16 protein-coding genes are annotated in these 18,129 nt (G+C 65.2%); 9 read left to right on the forward strand and 7 right to left on the reverse strand.

The window, feature by feature from the left end:
* The first annotated feature begins 1 nt into the window (after window position 1).
* From ptsP to VNC39_RS02085, 7 genes are all read left to right on the forward strand, one after another.
* Complete coding sequence (gene ptsP, locus VNC39_RS02055) at window positions 2-2,254, forward strand: phosphoenolpyruvate--protein phosphotransferase (protein WP_325395669.1); 2,253 nt, start codon at window positions 2-4, stop codon at window positions 2,252-2,254.
* Between the two features lie 60 nt (window positions 2,255-2,314).
* Window positions 2,315-3,361 (forward strand): RodZ domain-containing protein, encoded by a 1,047-nt coding sequence (locus VNC39_RS02060; RefSeq protein WP_325395671.1) that lies wholly within the window; start codon window positions 2,315-2,317, stop codon window positions 3,359-3,361.
* Window positions 3,362-3,370: 9 nt separating this feature from the next.
* Window positions 3,371-4,495 carry a flavodoxin-dependent (E)-4-hydroxy-3-methylbut-2-enyl-diphosphate synthase gene (gene ispG / locus VNC39_RS02065; protein ID WP_325395673.1) on the forward strand — a complete coding sequence of 375 codons (1,125 nt, stop codon included), beginning with the start codon at window positions 3,371-3,373 and terminating at the stop codon, window positions 4,493-4,495.
* Between the two features lie 126 nt (window positions 4,496-4,621).
* A complete protein-coding gene (gene hisS / locus VNC39_RS02070) occupies window positions 4,622-5,845 on the forward strand; it encodes a histidine--tRNA ligase (RefSeq protein ID WP_325395675.1) in 1,224 nt (407 codons plus the stop codon).
* Window positions 5,846-5,927: 82 nt separating this feature from the next.
* Window positions 5,928-6,986, forward strand: coding sequence for a peptide chain release factor 1 (prfA, locus tag VNC39_RS02075; RefSeq protein WP_325395677.1), 1,059 nt, complete (start codon window positions 5,928-5,930; stop codon window positions 6,984-6,986).
* A complete protein-coding gene (gene prmC, locus VNC39_RS02080) occupies window positions 6,983-7,807 on the forward strand; it encodes a peptide chain release factor N(5)-glutamine methyltransferase (RefSeq protein WP_325395679.1) in 825 nt (274 codons plus the stop codon). The genes prfA and prmC overlap by 4 nt, the downstream gene beginning before the upstream one ends.
* 159 nt (window positions 7,808-7,966) lie before the next feature.
* The gene (locus VNC39_RS02085) at window positions 7,967-8,797 is read left to right on the forward strand and encodes a DUF4167 domain-containing protein (protein ID WP_325395681.1); all 831 of its coding nucleotides are present in this window, start codon (window positions 7,967-7,969) and stop codon (window positions 8,795-8,797) included.
* On the opposite strand, the gene VNC39_RS02090 is transcribed toward VNC39_RS02085, so the two are convergent.
* The 5 genes from VNC39_RS02090 to VNC39_RS02110 form a co-directional block, all read right to left on the reverse strand.
* A complete protein-coding gene (locus tag VNC39_RS02090) occupies window positions 8,781-9,917 on the reverse strand; it encodes an aminotransferase class I/II-fold pyridoxal phosphate-dependent enzyme (RefSeq protein ID WP_325395683.1) in 1,137 nt (378 codons plus the stop codon). The two genes, VNC39_RS02085 and VNC39_RS02090, sit on opposite strands and share 17 nt — an antisense overlap.
* A 153-nt stretch (window positions 9,918-10,070) precedes the next feature.
* Window positions 10,071-10,676, reverse strand: coding sequence for a translation initiation factor IF-3 (gene infC, locus VNC39_RS02095; RefSeq protein WP_325395685.1), 606 nt, complete (start codon window positions 10,674-10,676; stop codon window positions 10,071-10,073).
* Between the two features lie 83 nt (window positions 10,677-10,759).
* Complete coding sequence (thrS, locus tag VNC39_RS02100; RefSeq protein ID WP_325395688.1) at window positions 10,760-12,685, reverse strand: threonine--tRNA ligase; 1,926 nt, start codon at window positions 12,683-12,685, stop codon at window positions 10,760-10,762.
* 34 nt (window positions 12,686-12,719) lie between these two features.
* Entirely contained in the window at window positions 12,720-13,652 is a 933-nt protein-coding gene (locus tag VNC39_RS02105; protein ID WP_325395690.1) for a glycosyltransferase family 9 protein, read from the reverse strand.
* Window positions 13,649-14,785 carry a glycosyltransferase family 4 protein gene (locus VNC39_RS02110; protein WP_325395692.1) on the reverse strand — a complete coding sequence of 379 codons (1,137 nt, stop codon included), beginning with the start codon at window positions 14,783-14,785 and terminating at the stop codon, window positions 13,649-13,651. The genes VNC39_RS02105 and VNC39_RS02110 overlap by 4 nt, the downstream gene beginning before the upstream one ends.
* On the opposite strand from VNC39_RS02110, the gene VNC39_RS02115 reads away from it, so the two are divergent.
* Window positions 14,769-15,563, forward strand: coding sequence for an alpha/beta hydrolase (locus VNC39_RS02115; RefSeq protein ID WP_325395694.1), 795 nt, complete (start codon window positions 14,769-14,771; stop codon window positions 15,561-15,563). The two genes, VNC39_RS02110 and VNC39_RS02115, sit on opposite strands and share 17 nt — an antisense overlap.
* A 155-nt stretch (window positions 15,564-15,718) precedes the next feature.
* Window positions 15,719-16,198, forward strand: a complete 480-nt coding sequence (locus VNC39_RS02120) for a DUF3455 domain-containing protein (protein WP_325395696.1) — start codon at window positions 15,719-15,721, stop codon at window positions 16,196-16,198.
* 24 nt (window positions 16,199-16,222) lie between these two features.
* Here VNC39_RS02120 and VNC39_RS02125 read toward each other — a convergent pair whose 3' ends face one another.
* Complete coding sequence (locus VNC39_RS02125; protein ID WP_325395698.1) at window positions 16,223-17,083, reverse strand: SDR family oxidoreductase; 861 nt, start codon at window positions 17,081-17,083, stop codon at window positions 16,223-16,225.
* 171 nt (window positions 17,084-17,254) lie between these two features.
* Window positions 17,255-17,923, reverse strand: a complete 669-nt coding sequence (locus tag VNC39_RS02130) for a glutathione S-transferase family protein (RefSeq protein ID WP_325395700.1) — start codon at window positions 17,921-17,923, stop codon at window positions 17,255-17,257.
* Window positions 17,924-18,129: the final 206 nt, after the last annotated feature.

Below are 18,129 nucleotides of genomic sequence, written 5' to 3' on the forward strand. Positions count from 1 at the left end.
CATGCCCAAGCCGCCGCGACGGCGGCGGAAGCCGAAATTCGGCGATACCAGGCAGCTGTTCGCGCGCCTGCGGGAGGCGCTCGCCTCCGGCCATGCCGGCCTGCCGGACATTGCCGACCTGGTCGCGCAGGGCCTGCCCGCGGATGCATGCGCGGTCTATGTCGCCCGCCCCGGCGAGATGCTGGAGCTGGCCGCCACTTACGGGCTGAACGTGGACGCCGTCGGCCGCACCCGGATGCGGTTCGGCGAGGGCATCATCGGCATGGTCGCCGCCTCGGGCGATCCGCTCAACCTGGCCGACGCGCAGAACCATCCGCGTTACGTGTACCGCGCGGAGATCGGCGAAGAGGATTTCGTTTCGATGCTCGCGATGCCGGTGAAGCGCGCCGGCCGGCTCCTCGGCGTGATCGCGTTGATGCTGCGCGAGGCAAGGCTGTTCGCGTCGGTCGAGGTCGAGGCGGTGGCGACCGTGGCCATGCTGCTCGCGGAAATTCTCGTCCAGGCGGGCGCCACCGAGGTGTCGACGGAAGGGTTTTCCGACGCCCTGCCCCGCCGCTATGCCGGGCATGGGCTGGCGCCGGGCATCGCCCGCGGCACGATCCTCGTCTATGGCACCACGCCGCCGATCGCGCGGCTGCTCACGGATGATCCGGCCGTCGAGCTGGAACGCCTGGACCAGGCGCTGGAAACCGCGAACAAATCCCTGGACAAGCTGATCTCCGCCTCGCTGCCAGGCGGCAACGCGCCGCGCGAAGTGCTGGAAGCCTATCGCATGGTGGCGCAATCCTCCGGCTGGCTCACCCAGGTGCGGGACGCGATCAATGACGGCCTCACCGCCGAGACCGCGGTGGACAAGGTGGCGCGCAGCTTGCGGGAACGGATGCGCCGCATCGCCGATCCGTATCTGCGCGAGCGCCTGGCCGACATCGAGGATATGGTGAACCGGCTGATGGTGGCGCTGGGCGGCATGGCGCCGAAGCCCGCTTCCGCCGCGGGGATGATTTTGCTGGTGCGCCGGCTGGGGCCGGCGGACCTGCTGGATTGGCATGCGCGCGGCATCGCCGGCGTCGCGATCGAGGAGGCCAGCCCTTCCGGCCACGCGGCGATCCTGGCGCGCACTTTAGGCCTGCCGGCGCTTGCCGTGGAGCGCGGCGCCGTGGAAGCGGCCGGCGGCGGCGAAGATGCGCTGCTCGATGCCGAGGGCGAGACGCTGATCTTGCGCCCCGAGCCGGCGGTGCTCCAGGTCTATGAACGGGCCCTGGCCGTGCGCAGCGTCCGCGCCGCGGAACTTGCGACCTATCGCGACCGGCCGGCGGTGACCAAGGACGGCACCGCGATATCGTTGATGATGAATGTCGGCCTGGCGCTGGAGCTCGACCAGCTGGAGCGCACCGGGGCCGACGGAATCGGCCTGTACCGCACGGAAATCGCCGTTTTGGCGGCGGGCGGCATTCCCGATGTCGCGGGCCAGGCGGCGGAATATGCGCGCGTGCTGGATCGCGCCCGCGGCAAGACAGTGCAGTTCCGCACGCTTGATCTCGGTGCCGACAAGCTGCTTCCGGGCGAGGCCGCCGGGGACGAGGAAAATCCGGCGATGGGCTGGCGTTCCATCCGTGTCGGTCTCGACCGCCCGGCGATCCTGCGCCGGCAATTGCGGGCGCTGCTGCTGGCGGCCCAGGGTCGGCCGCTGTCGATCATGTTCCCGATGGTGGCGACGGTCGAGGAGTTCCGCGCCGCGCGCGACCTGCTGGAGGCCGAGATCGCCCGGGTCCGCCCGGCGCCGGTGCAGATCGAGGTGGGCTCGATGATCGAGGTGCCCTCGCTGCTGTTCCAGTTGCCGGGCTTGCTGGCGGAGACCGATTTCGTCTCGGTCGGCACCAACGATTTGATGCAATTCCTGTTCGCCGCCGATCGCGGCACGCCGGGCCTGGCGAACCGCTACGACCCGCTCTCCGCACCGGTGCTGGAATTGCTCGAGCAACTGGTGGCCGCCTGCAGTCAGGCGGGTGTGGCGCTGTCGCTCTGCGGCGAGGCCGCGGGCGGGCCGCTGGAGGCGCTGGCCTTTGCGGCGGTGGGCGTAACCCGGCTTTCGATGTCGGGCAACGCCATCTTGCCGGTCAAAGCCCTGCTGGTGGAGGCGGATCTGAACGCGCTGCGGCCGATTTTGCGTGAACTCCGCCGCGCTGGCGCGGCCGGCGGCAGCATCCGCGAGCCGCTCGCCGCCTGGGCCCACGAACATAATTTGCCGATCTGATGCGTGGCATGCACCTTCCGGTAGCGCACAGCGACCGAGCAGTATAGAAAGCGCAACAAGATGCCGAATGATTCACTGCAAAATGAGACGACCCATCAAGGCCACGCATCTTCTTTAGGCGGTGCGGCGCGTGTCGGGGGCGAGCTTCGCGAGGTCCGCGAGCGGCTGGGCTGGCAGCTCACCGACGTCGCCGAAACGCTACGCATCCGCCTGCCTTACCTTGAAGCCATAGAGCTCGGCGATCTGGCCGCGCTCCCCGGCCCGGCCTATCAGACCGGCTTCGTGCGCTCCTACGCGCAGCTGCTGGGGCTCGATTCCGAAGAGATCCTGCGCCGCTTCCAGGCCGAAGGTCTCAGCCGGGCGCCCAAGGCGCAGCTGACCTTTCCCGCCCCCGTTCCTGATCGCGGCGTGCCGAGCGGCGCGATCGCACTTGTCGGCGTGGCCGTGGTGCTGATCGGCTACGGGCTCTGGTATTACTTCACCTCGCATGAACGCCATCTTGCCTTGACGGTGCCGAGCGTACCGGCCGAGCTGGCGCCGCTCGCGGCGCCGCCGAAGCCTGCCGTTCCGACCAAGCCTGCGGCTGCGCCGGCCGCCGTTTCGACCATGGCGTCGCCGCCGGCCTCGACAGCGCCGGCCTCGACACCGTCAGCCCCGCCCCCGGCGCCCCCGACGCCGGCGCCTTCGACCCCGGCGGTTGCCGCGCCAGCCATGACGCCGGTAACGTCAACCACGCCATCGGCCGCGCCGGGCCCGATGCCGGAAGTGGCGCCCCCGGCGCCGGCCGGCGCCGGAACCACAAACACCGCGCCGGCGCCAGCCCCTGACGCGACGGTTCAGGGCAAGGCTATTCTCGCCACCGCCGACAGCTGGATCGAAGTGCGGGACGCCACGGGCACCATTCTGTTCAGCAAGGTCCTGCATGCCGGGCAAAGCTGGCCAGTGCCGCAGGAAGCCGGCCTGACCCTGACCACCGGCAATGCCGGTGGCACCGAGATCACCCAGGATGGCAAACCCGGCGCGCCGCTGGGGGCCACTGGCGTGGTCCTGCATCATTACAGTCTCACGCCGTCCGCCGCCCAAGGGGCAGCCGCCGCGAGCCATTAAGGAGTCGCCATGAATTACCGCGAATACCAGCAGATCGACCGCCGCAAGAGCCGGCAGATCAGCGTCGGCAACGTAAAGGTCGGTGGCGACGCCCCGGTTTCCGTGCAGACCATGACCAACACCCTGACCACCGACGTCGAGGCGACCGTGGCGCAGATCCTGCGCGCCGAGGCGGCGGGCGTGGACATCGTCCGCGTCTCCTGCCCGGATGAGGAGAGCACGGCGGCGCTGAAGCATATCGTGAAACGGGTGAGCGTGCCGGTCGTCGCCGACATCCATTTCCACTACAGACGCGGCATCGAGGCCGCCGAGGCGGGCGCGGCCTGCCTGCGCATCAATCCCGGCAATATCGGCAGCCCGGAGCGCGTGCGCGAAGTGGTCAAGGCGGCGCGCGACCATAATTGCTCGATGCGCATCGGCGTGAACGCCGGCTCTCTGGAAAAGCATCTGCTGGAGAAATACGGCGAGCCGAACCCCGAGGCCCTGGTGGAATCCGCCCTGGAACACGCGAAGATCCTCCAGGACCATGATTTCCACGAATTCAAGATCAGCGTGAAGGCGTCTGACGTGTTCATGGCCGTCGCCGCCTACCAGCAGCTCGCGGAAGTCTGCGACCACCCGCTGCATATCGGCATCACCGAGGCGGGCAGCAAGCGCGCCGGTACGGTGAAATCCTCCATCGGCCTGGGCTCGCTGCTCTGGGCCGGCATCGGCGACACGATGCGCGTCTCGCTCTCCGCCGAACCGGAAGAAGAAGTGCTGGTCGGCTGGGATATCCTGAAGTCGCTCGGCATCCGCCATCGCGGCGTGCGCATCATTTCCTGCCCGTCCTGCGCGCGCCAGGGTTTCAACGTGATCAAGACCGTCGAGACCCTGGAAGAGCGGCTCGCCCATATCCAGACGCCGATCACGCTGTCGATCATCGGCTGCGTGGTGAACGGCCCCGGCGAGGCGCTGATGACCGATCTCGGCCTCACCGGCGGCGGCGGCGGCCGGCACATGATCTATTCGGCCGGCAAGACCGATCACACCATCGACGGCGCGGACATGGTCTCGCACATCGTCGACCTGGTGGAGGCCAAGGCCGCCCAGTTGCAGGCCGCCGAGGCCGCGGCGAAGGCGCAAGTGGCGTAGGCAAGGGAAAAGAAAGCGGCCGCTTTTTAAAAAAAGCGGCGCAAAAATTTTTGTTATGCTGGGTCCGGGGCGTTGGCATCGACATCGCCCTGGACCCGCCGTTTTTTGTTCGAAAGTTCGCGTTTCATGGCTCCAGCATTGCAACCCGTCCGCGGCACCCGTGATCTCATCGGGGAGGACGCCGCGCGCTACGCCCATGTGGTGGCGACCGCGCGGTGGGTGAGCGCTCTGTATGGTTTCGCCGAGTGGCAGACGCCGATTTTCGAGGATACGCGCGTGTTTTCCCGCACGCTCGGCGAAACCTCCGATGTCGTGACCAAGGAGATGTACAGTTTCGAGGATCGCGGCGGGGATTCCGTGACGCTGCGGCCCGAGGGCACGGCCGGCGTGTGCCGGGCGCTGATCACCAACGGCCTCACGCAGACGCTGCCGCAAAAAGTGTTCTATGCCGGCCCGATGTTCCGCTATGAGCGGCCGCAGAAAGGCCGCTACCGGCAGTTTCATCAGATCGGCCTGGAGCTGCTGGGGCCAAGCGTGCCGCTGGCGGATGCCGAAGTGATCGCCGCCGGCTGGCAGATTTTGAACGAACTCGGCATTGCGCAGGATGTTGTGCTGAACATCAATACGCTGGGCGACGCCGAGAGCCGCGCCAATTACCGCGCCGCTCTGGTGGCCTATTTCACGCGGCACGAAGGCGCACTCTCCGCCGACAGCAGGATGCGGTTGGAGAAGAATCCGCTGCGGATTCTCGATTCGAAAGATGAAGGCGACCAACGCCTGGTGGCGGACGCGCCGGTGATCTACGAGCACCTCACGGAAGAAGCTGCGGCCTTCTACAGCGAACTGAAGGCTGCACTCACCGCCTTCGGCGTGCCGTTCACGGAAAACCCCCGGATCGTGCGCGGGCTCGATTATTATAATCACACCGCGTTCGAATTCGTGACCACGGCGTTGGGCGCGCAGGGCACGGTGCTGGCCGGCGGGCGTTACGATGGGCTGGTGGAGCAGATGGGTGGGCCGAATGTGGCGGGCATCGGCTGGGGCGCCGGCATCGAGCGGCTCTCGATGCTGATCGCGCCGCCCGAGACGGCCTCTGTGCCGGTGGCTGTGATCCCGATGGGCGATGCGTTTTTCGCCCCGACCCTGGATGTTCTGACGTTTCTGCGCAGCGCCGGCGTGGCGGCGGAAACAGCTTATTCCGGCAACGCGAAAAAGCGCCTGGAGCGCGCGAACAAATCAGGTGCGGCGTTCGCCGTGCTGGTCGGCGAAGATATCAAACTGAAAAATCTCGATGACGGCACACAACAGGATGTGACCCTGGCCGACCTAACGAAGCTGTTGCGTTTATAATTATCTCAATTCATGGGGTCTGGGGCCTTCCGGCCCCAGCGGGTCGAGGGCAGAGCCCTCGCCTTCACTTGGTTTTTTAAAGATGAACAACATCGACCAGAAACTCGACCGCATTCTCGCCCGCGCGGAGGAGCTGCGTTTCATGCTTTCCGGCACGCTGGGCGGCGATGCCTTCGTCAAAGCGTCCAAGGAACTCGCGGAGATCGAGCCGATCGAGGCGCGGGTTACGGAATTGCGCGCGGCCGAGCAGGCGCGCCGCGATGCCGAGGCGATGCTCGCGGACCCGGAAATGAAGGAACTGGCCGCCGCGGAACTGGAAAGCCTGAAGCAGAGCCTGCCGGATCTCGAAATGTCGGTGCGCCTGGCTTTGCTGCCGAAAGACGAGGCGGATGACCGTTCGGCGATTTTGGAAATCCGCCCGGCGGCCGGCGGCGATGAGGCCGGGCTGTTCGCGGCGGAATTGTTCCAGGCCTACCAGAAATATGCCGGCCTGCATGGCTGGCGCTTCGAGGTTCTGGAATATGGCGAGAGCGAGCTGGGCGGCCTGAAGGAAGGCATCGCGGAAATCACCGGCAAGTCGGTGTTCGCCAAGCTGAAATTCGAATCCGGCGTGCATCGCGTGCAGCGCGTGCCGGCGACCGAGACGCAGGGGCGCATCCATACGTCCACCGTCACCGTCGCGGTGCTGCCCGAGGCGGAAGAGGTGGACGTGGCGGTGAATGAAGCGGATCTGCGCATCGACGTGTACCGCGCCTCCGGCGCCGGCGGTCAGCACGTGAACAAGACGGAATCCGCCGTGCGCATCACGCATATTCCCACCGGCATCGTGGTGGCGATGCAGGAAGAGCGCAGTCAGCACAAGAACCGCGCCAAGGCGATGAAGATTTTGCGCTCGCGCATGTATGAGCTGCAGCGCTCGAGCCTGAACGCCACGCGCGCGGCCGATCGCAAATCGCAAGTCGGCACCGGCGACCGTTCCGAGCGCATTCGCACCTATAACTTCCCGCAAGGACGGGTGACGGACCACCGCATCAATCTCACGCTGCACAAGATCGACCGGGTGATGCTGGGCGAAATGGACGAGATCATCGACGCGCTGATCGCCGAGGACCAGGCGGCGCGGCTGGCGGCGGAGACTTGATCGCCACGCAGGCCGCACTGGCGCAGATCGCCCGGCAACTGGCGGCGGCGGGGATCGAGGAAGCGCGGCGCGAGGCCCGCATCCTGCTCGCCGCGGCCGAGGGCGTGAGCGCCGCCGGTCTGTTGGCGCTGGACGAGGTGGATGAGGCGAAATTCACGCCGCTGCTGCGCCGGCGCGAGGCGCGCGAGCCGATGGCCTATATTCTCGGCCATCGCGAATTCTGGGGGCTGGATTTCGCCGTCTCGCCGGCGACCCTGATCCCCCGGCCCGATAGCGAAACCCTGATCGAAGCGGTGCTCGGCGCCGGCATAAGCCCGCGAACAATGCTCGATCTAGGTACCGGAACCGGTTGCCTGCTCCTCGCCACCCTGCACGAATTTCCCCAGGCCTTCGGGGTTGGGGTCGATCGCTCCTGGCAGGCGGCGACGTTGGCGCGGGCCAATGCGGCGGCTTTGGGCATGGAAGGCCGGGCGGCGTTTCTGGCCGGCGACTGGGCCGAGGCCCTGGCGCAAAAATTCGATCTGGTGCTGTCCAACCCGCCTTATATCGAGGCGGCGGACATTGCGGGGCTGATGCCGGAAGTGGCACGCTATGAGCCGCTTTCCGCCTTGGAAGGTGGGGCCGACGGGTTGGAGGCTTATCGCGCCATCATCGCCGCCCTGCCCCGTTTGCTCGCGCCAAACGGGTTGGCGGTCCTTGAACTCGGCGCCGGGCAGGCCATATCGGTAGGGTCAATGGCGTCGGCAGCTGGATTTTCCTGCGCCACGCGGCGGTCTCTCGATGGCATCGAGCGGGCGGCCGTTCTCACCCGTTGTAAATAGGCCATTGGCAGAACGCGAATATCGGGTTAAGCACATGACGCGGGCGAATTAGCCGCGTCTCGGCATTGGTCGAGACCAGCTTGGGTTTGGCGGTGCAGGTGCACCCCGCCGCGCAAAGCAATCTTAGAGGATAGACGAGAAACAATGAACATGAAGCGCATGCGTGGTCGCAACCATCGCCCGAATGGTGGTGGCGGCGGTGGTGGCGGTGGGTTTCGCAACCAACAGAACGGCATCCCGCTGAACCGCAACCACGTGTTCGACAGTTCCGGTCCGGAAATGCGTGTGCGCGGCACCGCCCAGCAGCTCTACGATAAATATCAGCAGCTGGCCCGCGACGCTTTCAGCAATGGCGACCGCGTGACCGGCGAGGCGTATTACCAGCACGCCGAGCATTATTTCCGCATCATCAGCGCCATCAATCAGGCTCAGGGCGTGCAGAACCCGCCGGGCGGGCAGCAGGCGCCCGGGCAGGAGCGCGGCTTCGGCCAGAACCCGGGGCATAACAACGAGCATCGCCGCGAGTCGCAGGGCGAGCCGCAGGAAGGCGGCGAGGCGCGGCCGCAGCAGGAATTCCGCGGCGAGAACCGGGACAATCGGGACCACCGTGAAAACCGCCGCTTCGAGCCGCGCCAGCGCCCTGATCGGCCGGAACGCAACGACCCCCGCTTCCGCCCGGAAAGCGTGATCGATCCGCGCATCGATATCAGCATGGCGCTGGAAGCCGAACTGGCGGCGGCGACCGCCGAACCGGCCGGCCTGGGCGAGCAGCCCGTTCTGCCCGGCACGCTGATCGCCTCGCCTCCCGCCCCCGAAGTGGCGGCGCGGGCCATTCCCATCGCGCGCACCGCGCCCCCGGCGGAAGAGTCCCCCGCACCGCCGGCCGCGACCGAGGCAGCGCCCGAAGCCCCCGCGCCGCGCACGCCGCGCCCCCGCGGCCGCCCGCGCATGGCGCGGCCGGAGCCGGAAGCCGCTAAGGCCGTGGAGTAAGGAGCTTTTTCACCGTGGCGGCCAGGCGGTCGAGATCGTCCTCCTGGTGCGCCGCGGTGAAGGTGAAACGCAGCCGCGCCGTGCCTTCCGGCACGGTCGGCGGGCGGATGGCGGTCACAAGAAATCCCGCCGCCTGTAGTTGTTCCGAGATATTCAGCGCCTCGGCCGCGCCGCCGACGATCAGCGGCACGATCGGGCTGGTTGCCTCCGGCAGGCCCAGCGCCGCCGTGAAGCGCCCGGCCAGCGCCAAAGGCCGTGCCGCGTAACCTGGATTGGCGGCGATGAAATCAAGCGCCGCGATCGCCGCCGCCACGGTGCCGGGCGGCAGGCCGGTGGTGTAGACGAAACTGCGCGCGCGGTTGCGCAAAAGCGCCACGACATTTTCGCTGGCGCAGATATAGCCACCATAGGCGCCGATGGCTTTCGAGAGCGTGCCCATCTGCAAGGGCACACGCCCCGCCCCTTCCGGCTTCGGCACTACGCCGAGGCCATGCGCGTCGTCGGTCATCAGCCAGGCATCATGCGCTTCGGCCAGATCGGCCAGCACGGCCACCGGCGCCAGATCGCCATCCATGGAAAACACTGTGTCGGTGGCGATCATCACCCGTTCGTGATCGCGCCGGTGCACGGCCAGCAATTCGGCCAGATGCGCCATGTCGTTATGGCGGAAAATAATCGTCTTGGCGGCGGAAAGCTTGGCGCCGGCCCAGATGCAGGCATGGGCCAGCTCATCGACGAATATCGCATCCGCCTGGCCGATCAGCGCCGGGATGATGCCGCTATTGGCGAGATAGCCGGCCCCGAACACCATCGAGTCCTCGGTGCCCTTGGCGGCCGCCAAACGCGCCTCGAGCGCGGCATAGAGTGGGTGGTTGCCGGTGACCAGGCGCGAAGCCCCGGCGCCGACGCCATAAAGCCGCGTCGCCTCCACGGCGGCCTCGATGACGGCAGGGTGCACCGAAAGGCTGAGATAATCGTTGCAGGAGAAGGAAATCAGGGTTTTCTCCCCACGCTCGACCAAAGGATGCCGCGCGCGGGAGGTAACCTGCAATTGCCGCCGCAACGCGCGCCGCTCGAGCGCGCTGAGTTTTTCGGCGGCGAATTGTTCGAGTGAGTTCATAGCCACTCCAGAGGAAGTAAGCGCTACTTTTTGTGAACAAAAAGTAGCAAAAAAACTTTGTTTACTTTGGGCCGTGCTGGTTTCACCGCCACCGGCCCAAAGTAAACAAAAGTTTTTGCGCCGCTTTTTTCAAAAAGCGGCTACTTTCTTCCTTTAGCGCGGCGCCAGCACCATCACCATCTGTCGGTTTTCCATTTTCGGCATCTGCTCGACCTTGGTTTCCACTTCCATGTCGGCACGGATCCGCTCGAGCACTTTCACGCCCAGCTCCTGGTGGGCCATTTCGCGGCCCCGGAAGCGCAGCGTGACCTTCACCTTGTCACCCTCGCCGACAAAGGTCTTCATGGCGCGCAGCTTCACCTGGTAGTCGTTCTCATCGATGTTCGGGCGAACCTTCACTTCCTTGATCTCGACGACCTTCTGCTTCTTGCGCGCCTCGTTGCGCTTTTTCTGCTGTTCGTATTTGAACTTGCCGTAATCGAGGATTTTCGCGACCGGCGGTTCGGCGTTCGGGCTGATCTCGACGAGGTCGAGGCCAAGGGCGAAGGCCCGAGAAATGGCATCGCGGGTGGCGACCACCCCCTGCATTTCGCCGTTCTGGTCGATCAGGCGGACCTGTGGAATGCGGATTTCATCATTGACCCGTGGCCCTTCACGAAGCGGCGGCGTGGGTGGTGCTGGCGGTCTGGCTATGGAAAATCTCCTGTGAACGTTTGAGGGTATCTCGCTTAGTCGAAAATCAACCGTAATTGCAATCATCTCGATGCATGGCAGTCAAAAGCCCTGGCGCTGCCCCCGGCATGATGCCGGGGAACCAGGGGTTCGCAGGCTTTCCTGATGCATCAATGGCGCAGATCGGGTGGGGTCGCTTCCTGCTTCAGCAGCGCCACGGCCTCGGCCAAGGGCAGAACCTCCTGCGTCGCGCCGCCGAGCCGGCGAATCGCCACGGTGCGCTCCTCGGCCTCTTTGCGACCGACCACCAGAATGTTCGGCACATGATGCAGGCTGTGCTCGCGGATCTTGGCCTGGATTTTCTGGTTGGACACGTCGAGCTCGGCGGTGAGCCCGGCGGCGTGCAGGGCCTCGGCCACCTCGGCCGCATACTCATCGGCGTCCGAGACGATCGTCGCCACGACGGCCTGCACCGGCGCCAGCCAGAGCGGGAAGCGCCCGGCATATTGCTCAATGAGAATACCGAGAAACCGTTCGAAACTGCCAATGATGGCACGATGCAGCATCACCGGACGTGCGCGCGAGGAATCGCTCGTGACGTATTCGGCGCCGAGACGTTCCGGCAGCACGAAATCCACCTGCAACGTGCCGCATTGCCAGTCGCGGCCAATCGCATCACGCAACACGAATTCCAGCTTCGGCCCGTAGAAGGCCCCCTCTCCGGGATTCAGCGTATAGCTGACGCCGGCGATCTCGCAGGCAGCTTTCAGGGCGCCCTCGGCGCGGTCCCACACCTCGTCGGAGCCGGCGCGCTCTTCGGGACGGTCGGAGAATTTCACAGCGAAACTCTCGAAGCCGAAATCCTTGTAGACGGATTCCAGCAGCGCGACGAAGCGCACCGTCTCGTCGGCGACCTGATCCTCGGTGCAGAAGATATGCGCGTCGTCCTGCGTGAAGGCGCGCACGCGCATGATGCCGTGCAACGCGCCGGACGGTTCATAGCGGTGGCAGGCGCCGAACTCGGCCAGACGCAGCGGCAATTGCCGGTAGGAGCGCAGTCCCTGGTTGAAAATCTGCACATGGCCGGGGCAGTTCATCGGTTTCAGCGCCAGCGTCGTCTCTTCCTCCACCACCTCGGCGATGAACATGTTCTTGCGATATTTGTCCCAGTGGCCGGACGCTTCCCAGAGGCGGCGGTCGACGAGTTGCGGCGTGCGCACCTCCTCATAACCGGACTGCTCCAGGCGGCGACGGATATAGGCTTCGACCGTGCGGTAGAGCTTCCAGCCATTGGGGTGCCAGAAGATCGAACCGACCGCCTCTTCCTGGATATGGAACAGATCCATCTCCTTGCCGATGCGGCGATGGTCGCGGCGTTCCGCTTCCTCGAGCTGGTGCAGATAGGCGTCCAGCTCTTTCTGGTCGCGCCAGGCGGTGCCGTAGATGCGGCTCAGCATCGGGTTGCGGTGGTCGCCGCGCCAATAGGCGCCGGCGGTTTTTTGCAGCTTGAAGGCGGAGCCGATATCTCCGGTGCCGCGCATATGCGGCCCGCGGCACAGATCGAGCCACTCGCCCTGGCGATAAATGGTGATGGTCTCTGAAGGCGGCAAATCGCGGATCAGCTCAGCCTTGAAACGCTCGCCGCGCCTTTCGAAAAATGCAATGGCGTCGTCGCGGTCCCATTCCTCGCGGGTAAAGGGCGCGTTGGCGGCGATGATTTCCTTCATCTTCGCTTCGATGGCCGGCAACTCGGCCGGCGTGAACGGTTCGTTGCGGTAAAAATCGTAATAGAAGCCGTTCTCGATGGCCGGGCCAATGGTTACCTGCGTGCCGGGATAGAGCGCCTGAACCGCCTCGGCGAGCACATGCGCCGCGTCGTGGCGGATGAGGGTCAGTGCCTCCTCGTCCTTGCGGGTGACGAATTTAACCTTGGCGTCCTCGGCAATCTCGCGGGAAAGGTCCTGCAACTGCCCGTTCACTTCTATGGCCAGGGCCGCGCGCGCCAGGCCCGGGCCAATGGCGGCGGCAATGGTCGTGCCCGTGACCGCGCCGTCGAAAGAGCGGATGGAGCCGTCGGGCAGAGTGATTGCAGGCATTGGTCTCTCTTCAGGGTGATATAATGTCCGGGCGTTATGGCAGGGCGGCGCGGACTTGCGCAACCGGCAAGTCCGCCAGATGGGGCGCGCGCAGGATCACCGGCCAGCCGCCATCGGGATAGCGCGGGGCGGTCAGTTTCGGGTCGCTGGCGCCGGAGAACAGCACGACCGATTTTGTGCCCAAGGCGGCGGCCAGGTGCATCGGCCCGGTATCGTTGCCGATCGCCAGTTGCGCATGCGCCATGACCGCGGCGAGTTCCAGCAGGCTGGTCCGGCCGGTGAGGTCGATGCCGCCGATTTCCGCCGCCATTTTCCGCTCCTCGGGCGTCCCGCCGACCACGGCAACCGGCATGTCGAGACTTTGCGCCAGGGTCGCGAAATTCTGCGCCGGCCAGCGTTTTTCCGGCCGGTGCGGTGCTGCGCCCGGCACCAGCACCGCGTAGCGCTCCGGCAGGTTGAATTTGGCGATGTTGGCCTTGGCCCAGGAGAGGTCTGGCACCGGCAGCGTGAAAATCCCGGCATCGTGCAATTGGCCCTCCAGCCGCTCGCGCGAGTGCTGGAACACGCGGTCGGGGTCGGCGTGCGGCAGGGAACAGCCCTTGGCGATGCCCGACCAGGCCGGCCTCCCGGCCAGGGCGAAATAACGTGAGCTGCGCCCCGATGTTTGCAGGTCGTAAACCAGGTCGAAGCCGCTCAATTGCCGCCGCAGGTGCAGCAGGCCCGGGATATTCCAGAGTTTCGGCCTTCGGTCGATTTCCACGTGGTCGAACCAGCCTGACGCCAAGGCCAGCGGCACGAAGGGGGCGGTGGTGAGCAAAGTGATCCGCGCCTGGGCGTGCGCGGCGCGGATCGCCGCCATGGCGGGAAGGGCCAGCACGAAATCCCCCAAGGCGCTGAGCTTGATGACGAGGATTTCCATCCGCCCGCGCCGGGACGGCGGGCTCCAGCTGGCATCGGCCTTTTTCATGTCAGCAGCTCCGCATAGACGTCGAGCACCGCATTCTGCATCGCCGCCACCGAATAATGGTCTGCCACGTGCGCGCGGGCCCGTTGCCCCCACAGCACACGGTCGTCGGCCGGCATATCCAAAGCGGCGTCGAGAATGGCGGCCAGGGCAGCCGGGTCTCCCGGCGGGACCAGAAAGCCGGTCTCGCCGGCGATGATGGTCTCGCTTGCCCCGCCATGGTCGGTGGCGACCACGATCCGCCCCATGGCCTGCGCTTCGACGATGGTGCGGCCGAACGCCTCGGGGGCGGTGGAGGCGTTCACCACCACGTCGGCCAGCATCATCGCCGCCGGGATATCCTCGGTATGGCCGACCAGCCGCACCCGCTGCTCGACGCCGAGCCGTTCCGCCAGGGCCACCAGTTCGCCGACATAGTCGAGGCGGCCTTGCGCGCTGCCGACAAAAATCGCCACCGCATCGCGGTGCTTCATGCGCGCCAGCGCCTGGATGAGAATCTTCTGGCCCTTCCAGGAGGTCAGCCGGCCGGGAAGCAAGATCACCGGTTCGACGAGGTCGACCGCCCAGTTCCGCGCCACCCGGTACAGCACCTCGGCGACCATCGTGCCGGGATCGAATTTGCCCAGATTCACGCCGCCATGAATGACGCGCAATTTCTCTTCCGCGGTGCCGTACCGGGTGCGGATCAGTCCGGCGATGAAATCGCTCACCGCGATCACCCGGTCGCCTTTCGCCATCACCGAATTGTAGCGCCGCTTCAGCACGGATTTTTCGCCATAGCTGCCGTGATAGGTGGTGACGAAGGGGGTACCGGTGGCCTGCGTCGCCCACCAGGCGGACCAGGCCGGGGCGCGGGAATGGGCATGCACCAATTGAACGTCGCGCTCGGCGATGAGCTTTTTCAGCCGTTTGGCATTGCGGCGCATCTTGAACGGCGATTTCGTGTCCAAGGGCATTTCAATGATTTCCGCGCCCGCGCGCCGTGCCACGGCGCTGAGCGGGCCGCCCGCGCACGCGATCAGCACCTTGTGGCCGGTGGCATGGATCGCCTCGGAAATCTCGATCACCACCCGCTCGGCGCCGCCGGTGTCGAGTTTCGGCAGCACGTGGAGAATCGTGATGGGTCGCTCAATCATGGCGGGGGCGCTATCACGTATTTGCTTGGCAGGGGAGATTGATGTGAAGACCTATCGCGTGCCGGATGTGGCGCTGGAATATGAGTGGCTCGAAGGACACGGCCCGGTGGTGGTGTTCTGCCCCGGCTTTGCCTCCGACATGGGCGGCACCAAGGCCATGCGACTCTGGGCGCAGGCCAAGGCGCGGGGCCAGGCGATGCTGCGCTTCGATTATTCCGGCCACGGCGCCTCCGGCGGTTCCTTCACCGAGGGCTGTATCGGAGACTGGACGGCGGATGCGACTCACGTGATCGAGACCGTGGTACCGGGCCGGGAGATTCTGCTGGTCGGCTCCTCGATGGGCGGCTGGATCGCGTTGCTGCTCGCCCGGGCGCTGGGGACTCGCGTGACCGCGCTGCTGCTGATCGCCCCTGCCCCGGATTTCACCGAACTGCTGATGAAGTCGGGGTTGAGCCCGGCCGAGCATGAGGCGCTCGCCCGCGACGGGCTGTTTCTTGCCCCCAGCCAATATGGCGCACCGACGCCGATCACCGCCAAACTGCTCACCGATGGCGCTGATCACCTGCTGCTCAACGCGCCCATCCCCATCGCCTGCCCGGTCCATATTCTGCACGGAATGCAGGATCCGGATGTGCCGTGGGAGTTGAGCCTGCGCCTGGCCGAGCGACTCGAGACCCCGGATGTGCGGCTGATCTTCGTGAAGGATGGAGACCATCGCCTCTCTCGCGAGGCGGATTTGCGGTTGCTGGAGCAGACCGTGAGTGCGCTGCTTGGATAAGAAAGGAAGCGCTTCTTTTTTGAAAAAAAGAAGCAAAAAACTTTTTTAAACTGGGCCATGGGCAATGTCAGCGACAATGCCCATAACCTAGCATAACAAAAAGTTTTTGCGCCGCTTTCTTCACTGAAGTCTAACGAATGAGAGAAGGTAAGACTATGCAACGACACACATCATTTCTCGCCCTGGGGCTTGTTTTTGTGGCAGGGGCCGCAGCGGCAGCACCGCCCTTGGCCCAGGAATATACGGGCCGCGGCACCCAGGTGTATCGTTGCGAGGCGAATGGCGCTGCGCCTTCCTGGCAATTGCTGGGACCCGATGCGCATATGTACGATTCCAGTGGAAAGATCGTCGCGCGGCATTTCTATGGGCCAAGCTGGCAGGCCAATGACGGCAGTGAAATCACCGGCAAAGTCCTTGTCGCCAATGCTTCGCCCGAAGGCCCTGCCAACGCGCCTTGGCTGGTGCTGCGCATCATCTCCGAACACGGACAAGGGATGTTTGCCCGGGTCCGAGCGGTGACGCGGACCGATACAGAGGGCGGCGGCACGCCCAGCCAGGCCTGCACGGCGGCCAATCAGGGCGTGACCGTGAAAATGCCCTATTCTGCGCGCTACGTCTTTTTCTCGCGCCCCTGAACGGCGGCGGACGCGCCGCAAGGATCAGGGGGCGTCACGCTGCGCTTCGGCCTCCAGAATCGCCCGCAGGCCTTCCCGATAGGTAGGATAACGCCAGGTCAGGCCTAGCCGTTGCTTGGTCTTGGCGCTGGCGACCTTGCGATTCTCCGACCAGAAACTCAGCGCCATGGGCGACATGGTTTTCACCGCCTCGGCGTAAGGCACCGGATCCGGCGGGGCGACTCCGAGGAGCCTCGCCGCCTCCACCACCACGTAGGCACTGGCAGCCGGCTCGTCGTCGCAGAAATTGAAAATCTGCACGCCGGGCGGGGCGTTGCGCTGCATCGCCACCAGCACGCCATGCGCGATGTCTTCGCGGTGGATGCGGCCGAAGACATGGCCTGGCTTCACCACGCGCCGCGCCGCGCCCGCGCGCAGATCGTCGAACATCGAGCGGCCGGGCCCGTAAATGCCCGCAAGGCGAATAATATCGACGGCAACGGGAAAATTCCGCCAGGCCGCCTCGGCCTGGACGCGGCGGCTTGTGCGCTCGGAACCTGGGGCGGGTGGCGAATCCTCATCGACCCAGCCCCCGCCTTGATCGCCATAAACGCCGGTGGTCGAGAAATAGCCGATCCAGCGCAGGTTCCCGGCGGCGCGGATGGCGCCCTCATAACGCGCCAGCACCGGGTCGCCCGCCTCCCCCGGCGCAGCGGTGGCGAGCAGATGCGTGGCCCTGGCGATGGCGCTTACCGCAGCGTCGAAGGGGATGACCTGGATGCCCTGCCCCGGCCTTTTCAGGGCGGGTTCACGCGCGGTCACGGTCACGGTGAAGCCGGCATCACGCGCGGCCCGCGCGACGGCGGTTCCCGAATAGCCGCAACCGAAAATCAACAGGTCAGGCAAGGCTGGTCTCCCTGGCAGGCACAACAAGGCAAGGAAGCGCTTCTTTTTTGAAAAAAAGAAGCAAAAAACTTTTATTGTGCTGGGTCATGGGTGTTGGCGCTGACATAGCCTCAGGCCCAGCATGAAAGAAATTTTTGCGCCGCTTTTTTTAAAAAGCGGCTGCTTCCTTTCTTAAAAATCCAGATCGGCGTAGTGCGGCGGCGGGGCCATGCCGTTCACGCGGTCGGACAGGACCGAGCGGAAAGATGGCCGGGATTTCATGCGCGCGTACCAGTCCTTGGCTGCCGGCGCGACCGACCAGTCGATGTCGCCGATGAAATCGATCGAGGAGATCATCGCAGCGGCGGCGAAATCCGCGAGCGAGAGCTGCGTCCCGGCGATCCATTGCCGATGTTCGGTCAGCCAGTCGATATACAGCATGTGCTGCTTGAGGTTGGTATAACCCGCCCGCAGCGCGCCGCCATCCGGCGCACCCAGCCCGAACATCTGCTTCATGGTCTTTTCCCAGAGCAGATTATGCGCCACCTCGGCGGCGAATTTCTGGTCGAACCAGGCAACCAGCCGGCGCGTCTCCACCCGTTCGGCGATGGTGCGGCCGAGCAGCGCCGTGTCGGGATAGGCCTCGTCGAGATATTCGCAGATTGCATTCGAGTCCGGAATGACCAGGCCGTTGGTGTCGACCAGAGTCGGCACCGTGCAAGCCGGATTCATTTCCAGATATTCCGGGCGCCGCTCCCAGACTTTCTCCACGCGCAGTTCGAAGGGCAGGCGCTTTTCCGCCAGAACCAGACGAACTTTGCGCGCATAGGGCGAGAGCGGCAGATGGTACAGGATTCGCATAGGCGCCTTATGCCAAAAGAGCGGTTTCACTGAAAGTGAGACCGCTCTTTTGCATGAAGAGGAAGAAAGCGGCCGCTTTTTGAAAAAAGCGGCGCAAAAACTTCTCTGAAACTAGGCCGGTGGCGGTGAAACCAGCACGGCCCAGCGTAACAAAGTTTTTTTGCTACTTTTTGTTCACAAAAAGTAGCCTCGCCTTCCTTATTTCA

The organism is Acidocella sp., assembly GCF_035535915.1.
In the GTDB taxonomy this organism is placed as follows: Bacteria; Pseudomonadota; Alphaproteobacteria; order Acetobacterales; family Acetobacteraceae; genus Acidocella.

What these genes read in the sequence shown, in the direction of transcription:
- VNC39_RS02060 (WP_325395671.1), top strand. Translation starts at nt 2,315, where the DNA reads ATGCCGAATGATTCACTGCAAAATGAGACGACCCATCAAGGCCACGCA.
- hisS (WP_325395675.1), top strand. Translation starts at nt 4,622, where the DNA reads ATGGCTCCAGCATTGCAACCCGTCCGCGGCACCCGTGATCTCATCGGG.
- VNC39_RS02120 (WP_325395696.1), top strand. Translation starts at nt 15,719, where the DNA reads ATGCAACGACACACATCATTTCTCGCCCTGGGGCTTGTTTTTGTGGCA.
- VNC39_RS02110 (WP_325395692.1), bottom strand. Translation starts at nt 14,785, where the DNA reads ATGATTGAGCGACCCATCACGATTCTCCACGTGCTGCCGAAACTCGAC.
- infC (WP_325395685.1), bottom strand. Translation starts at nt 10,676, where the DNA reads ATGATTGCAATTACGGTTGATTTTCGACTAAGCGAGATACCCTCAAAC.
- thrS (WP_325395688.1), bottom strand. Translation starts at nt 12,685, where the DNA reads ATGCCTGCAATCACTCTGCCCGACGGCTCCATCCGCTCTTTCGACGGC.
- VNC39_RS02115 (WP_325395694.1), top strand. Translation starts at nt 14,769, where the DNA reads ATGGGTCGCTCAATCATGGCGGGGGCGCTATCACGTATTTGCTTGGCA.
- VNC39_RS02090 (WP_325395683.1), bottom strand. Translation starts at nt 9,917, where the DNA reads ATGAACTCACTCGAACAATTCGCCGCCGAAAAACTCAGCGCGCTCGAG.
- VNC39_RS02105 (WP_325395690.1), bottom strand. Translation starts at nt 13,652, where the DNA reads ATGAAAAAGGCCGATGCCAGCTGGAGCCCGCCGTCCCGGCGCGGGCGG.
- ptsP (WP_325395669.1), top strand. Translation starts at nt 2, where the DNA reads ATGCCCAAGCCGCCGCGACGGCGGCGGAAGCCGAAATTCGGCGATACC.
- ispG (WP_325395673.1), top strand. Translation starts at nt 3,371, where the DNA reads ATGAATTACCGCGAATACCAGCAGATCGACCGCCGCAAGAGCCGGCAG.
- VNC39_RS02130 (WP_325395700.1), bottom strand. Translation starts at nt 17,923, where the DNA reads ATGCGAATCCTGTACCATCTGCCGCTCTCGCCCTATGCGCGCAAAGTT.
- prfA (WP_325395677.1), top strand. Translation starts at nt 5,928, where the DNA reads ATGAACAACATCGACCAGAAACTCGACCGCATTCTCGCCCGCGCGGAG.
- VNC39_RS02085 (WP_325395681.1), top strand. Translation starts at nt 7,967, where the DNA reads ATGCGTGGTCGCAACCATCGCCCGAATGGTGGTGGCGGCGGTGGTGGC.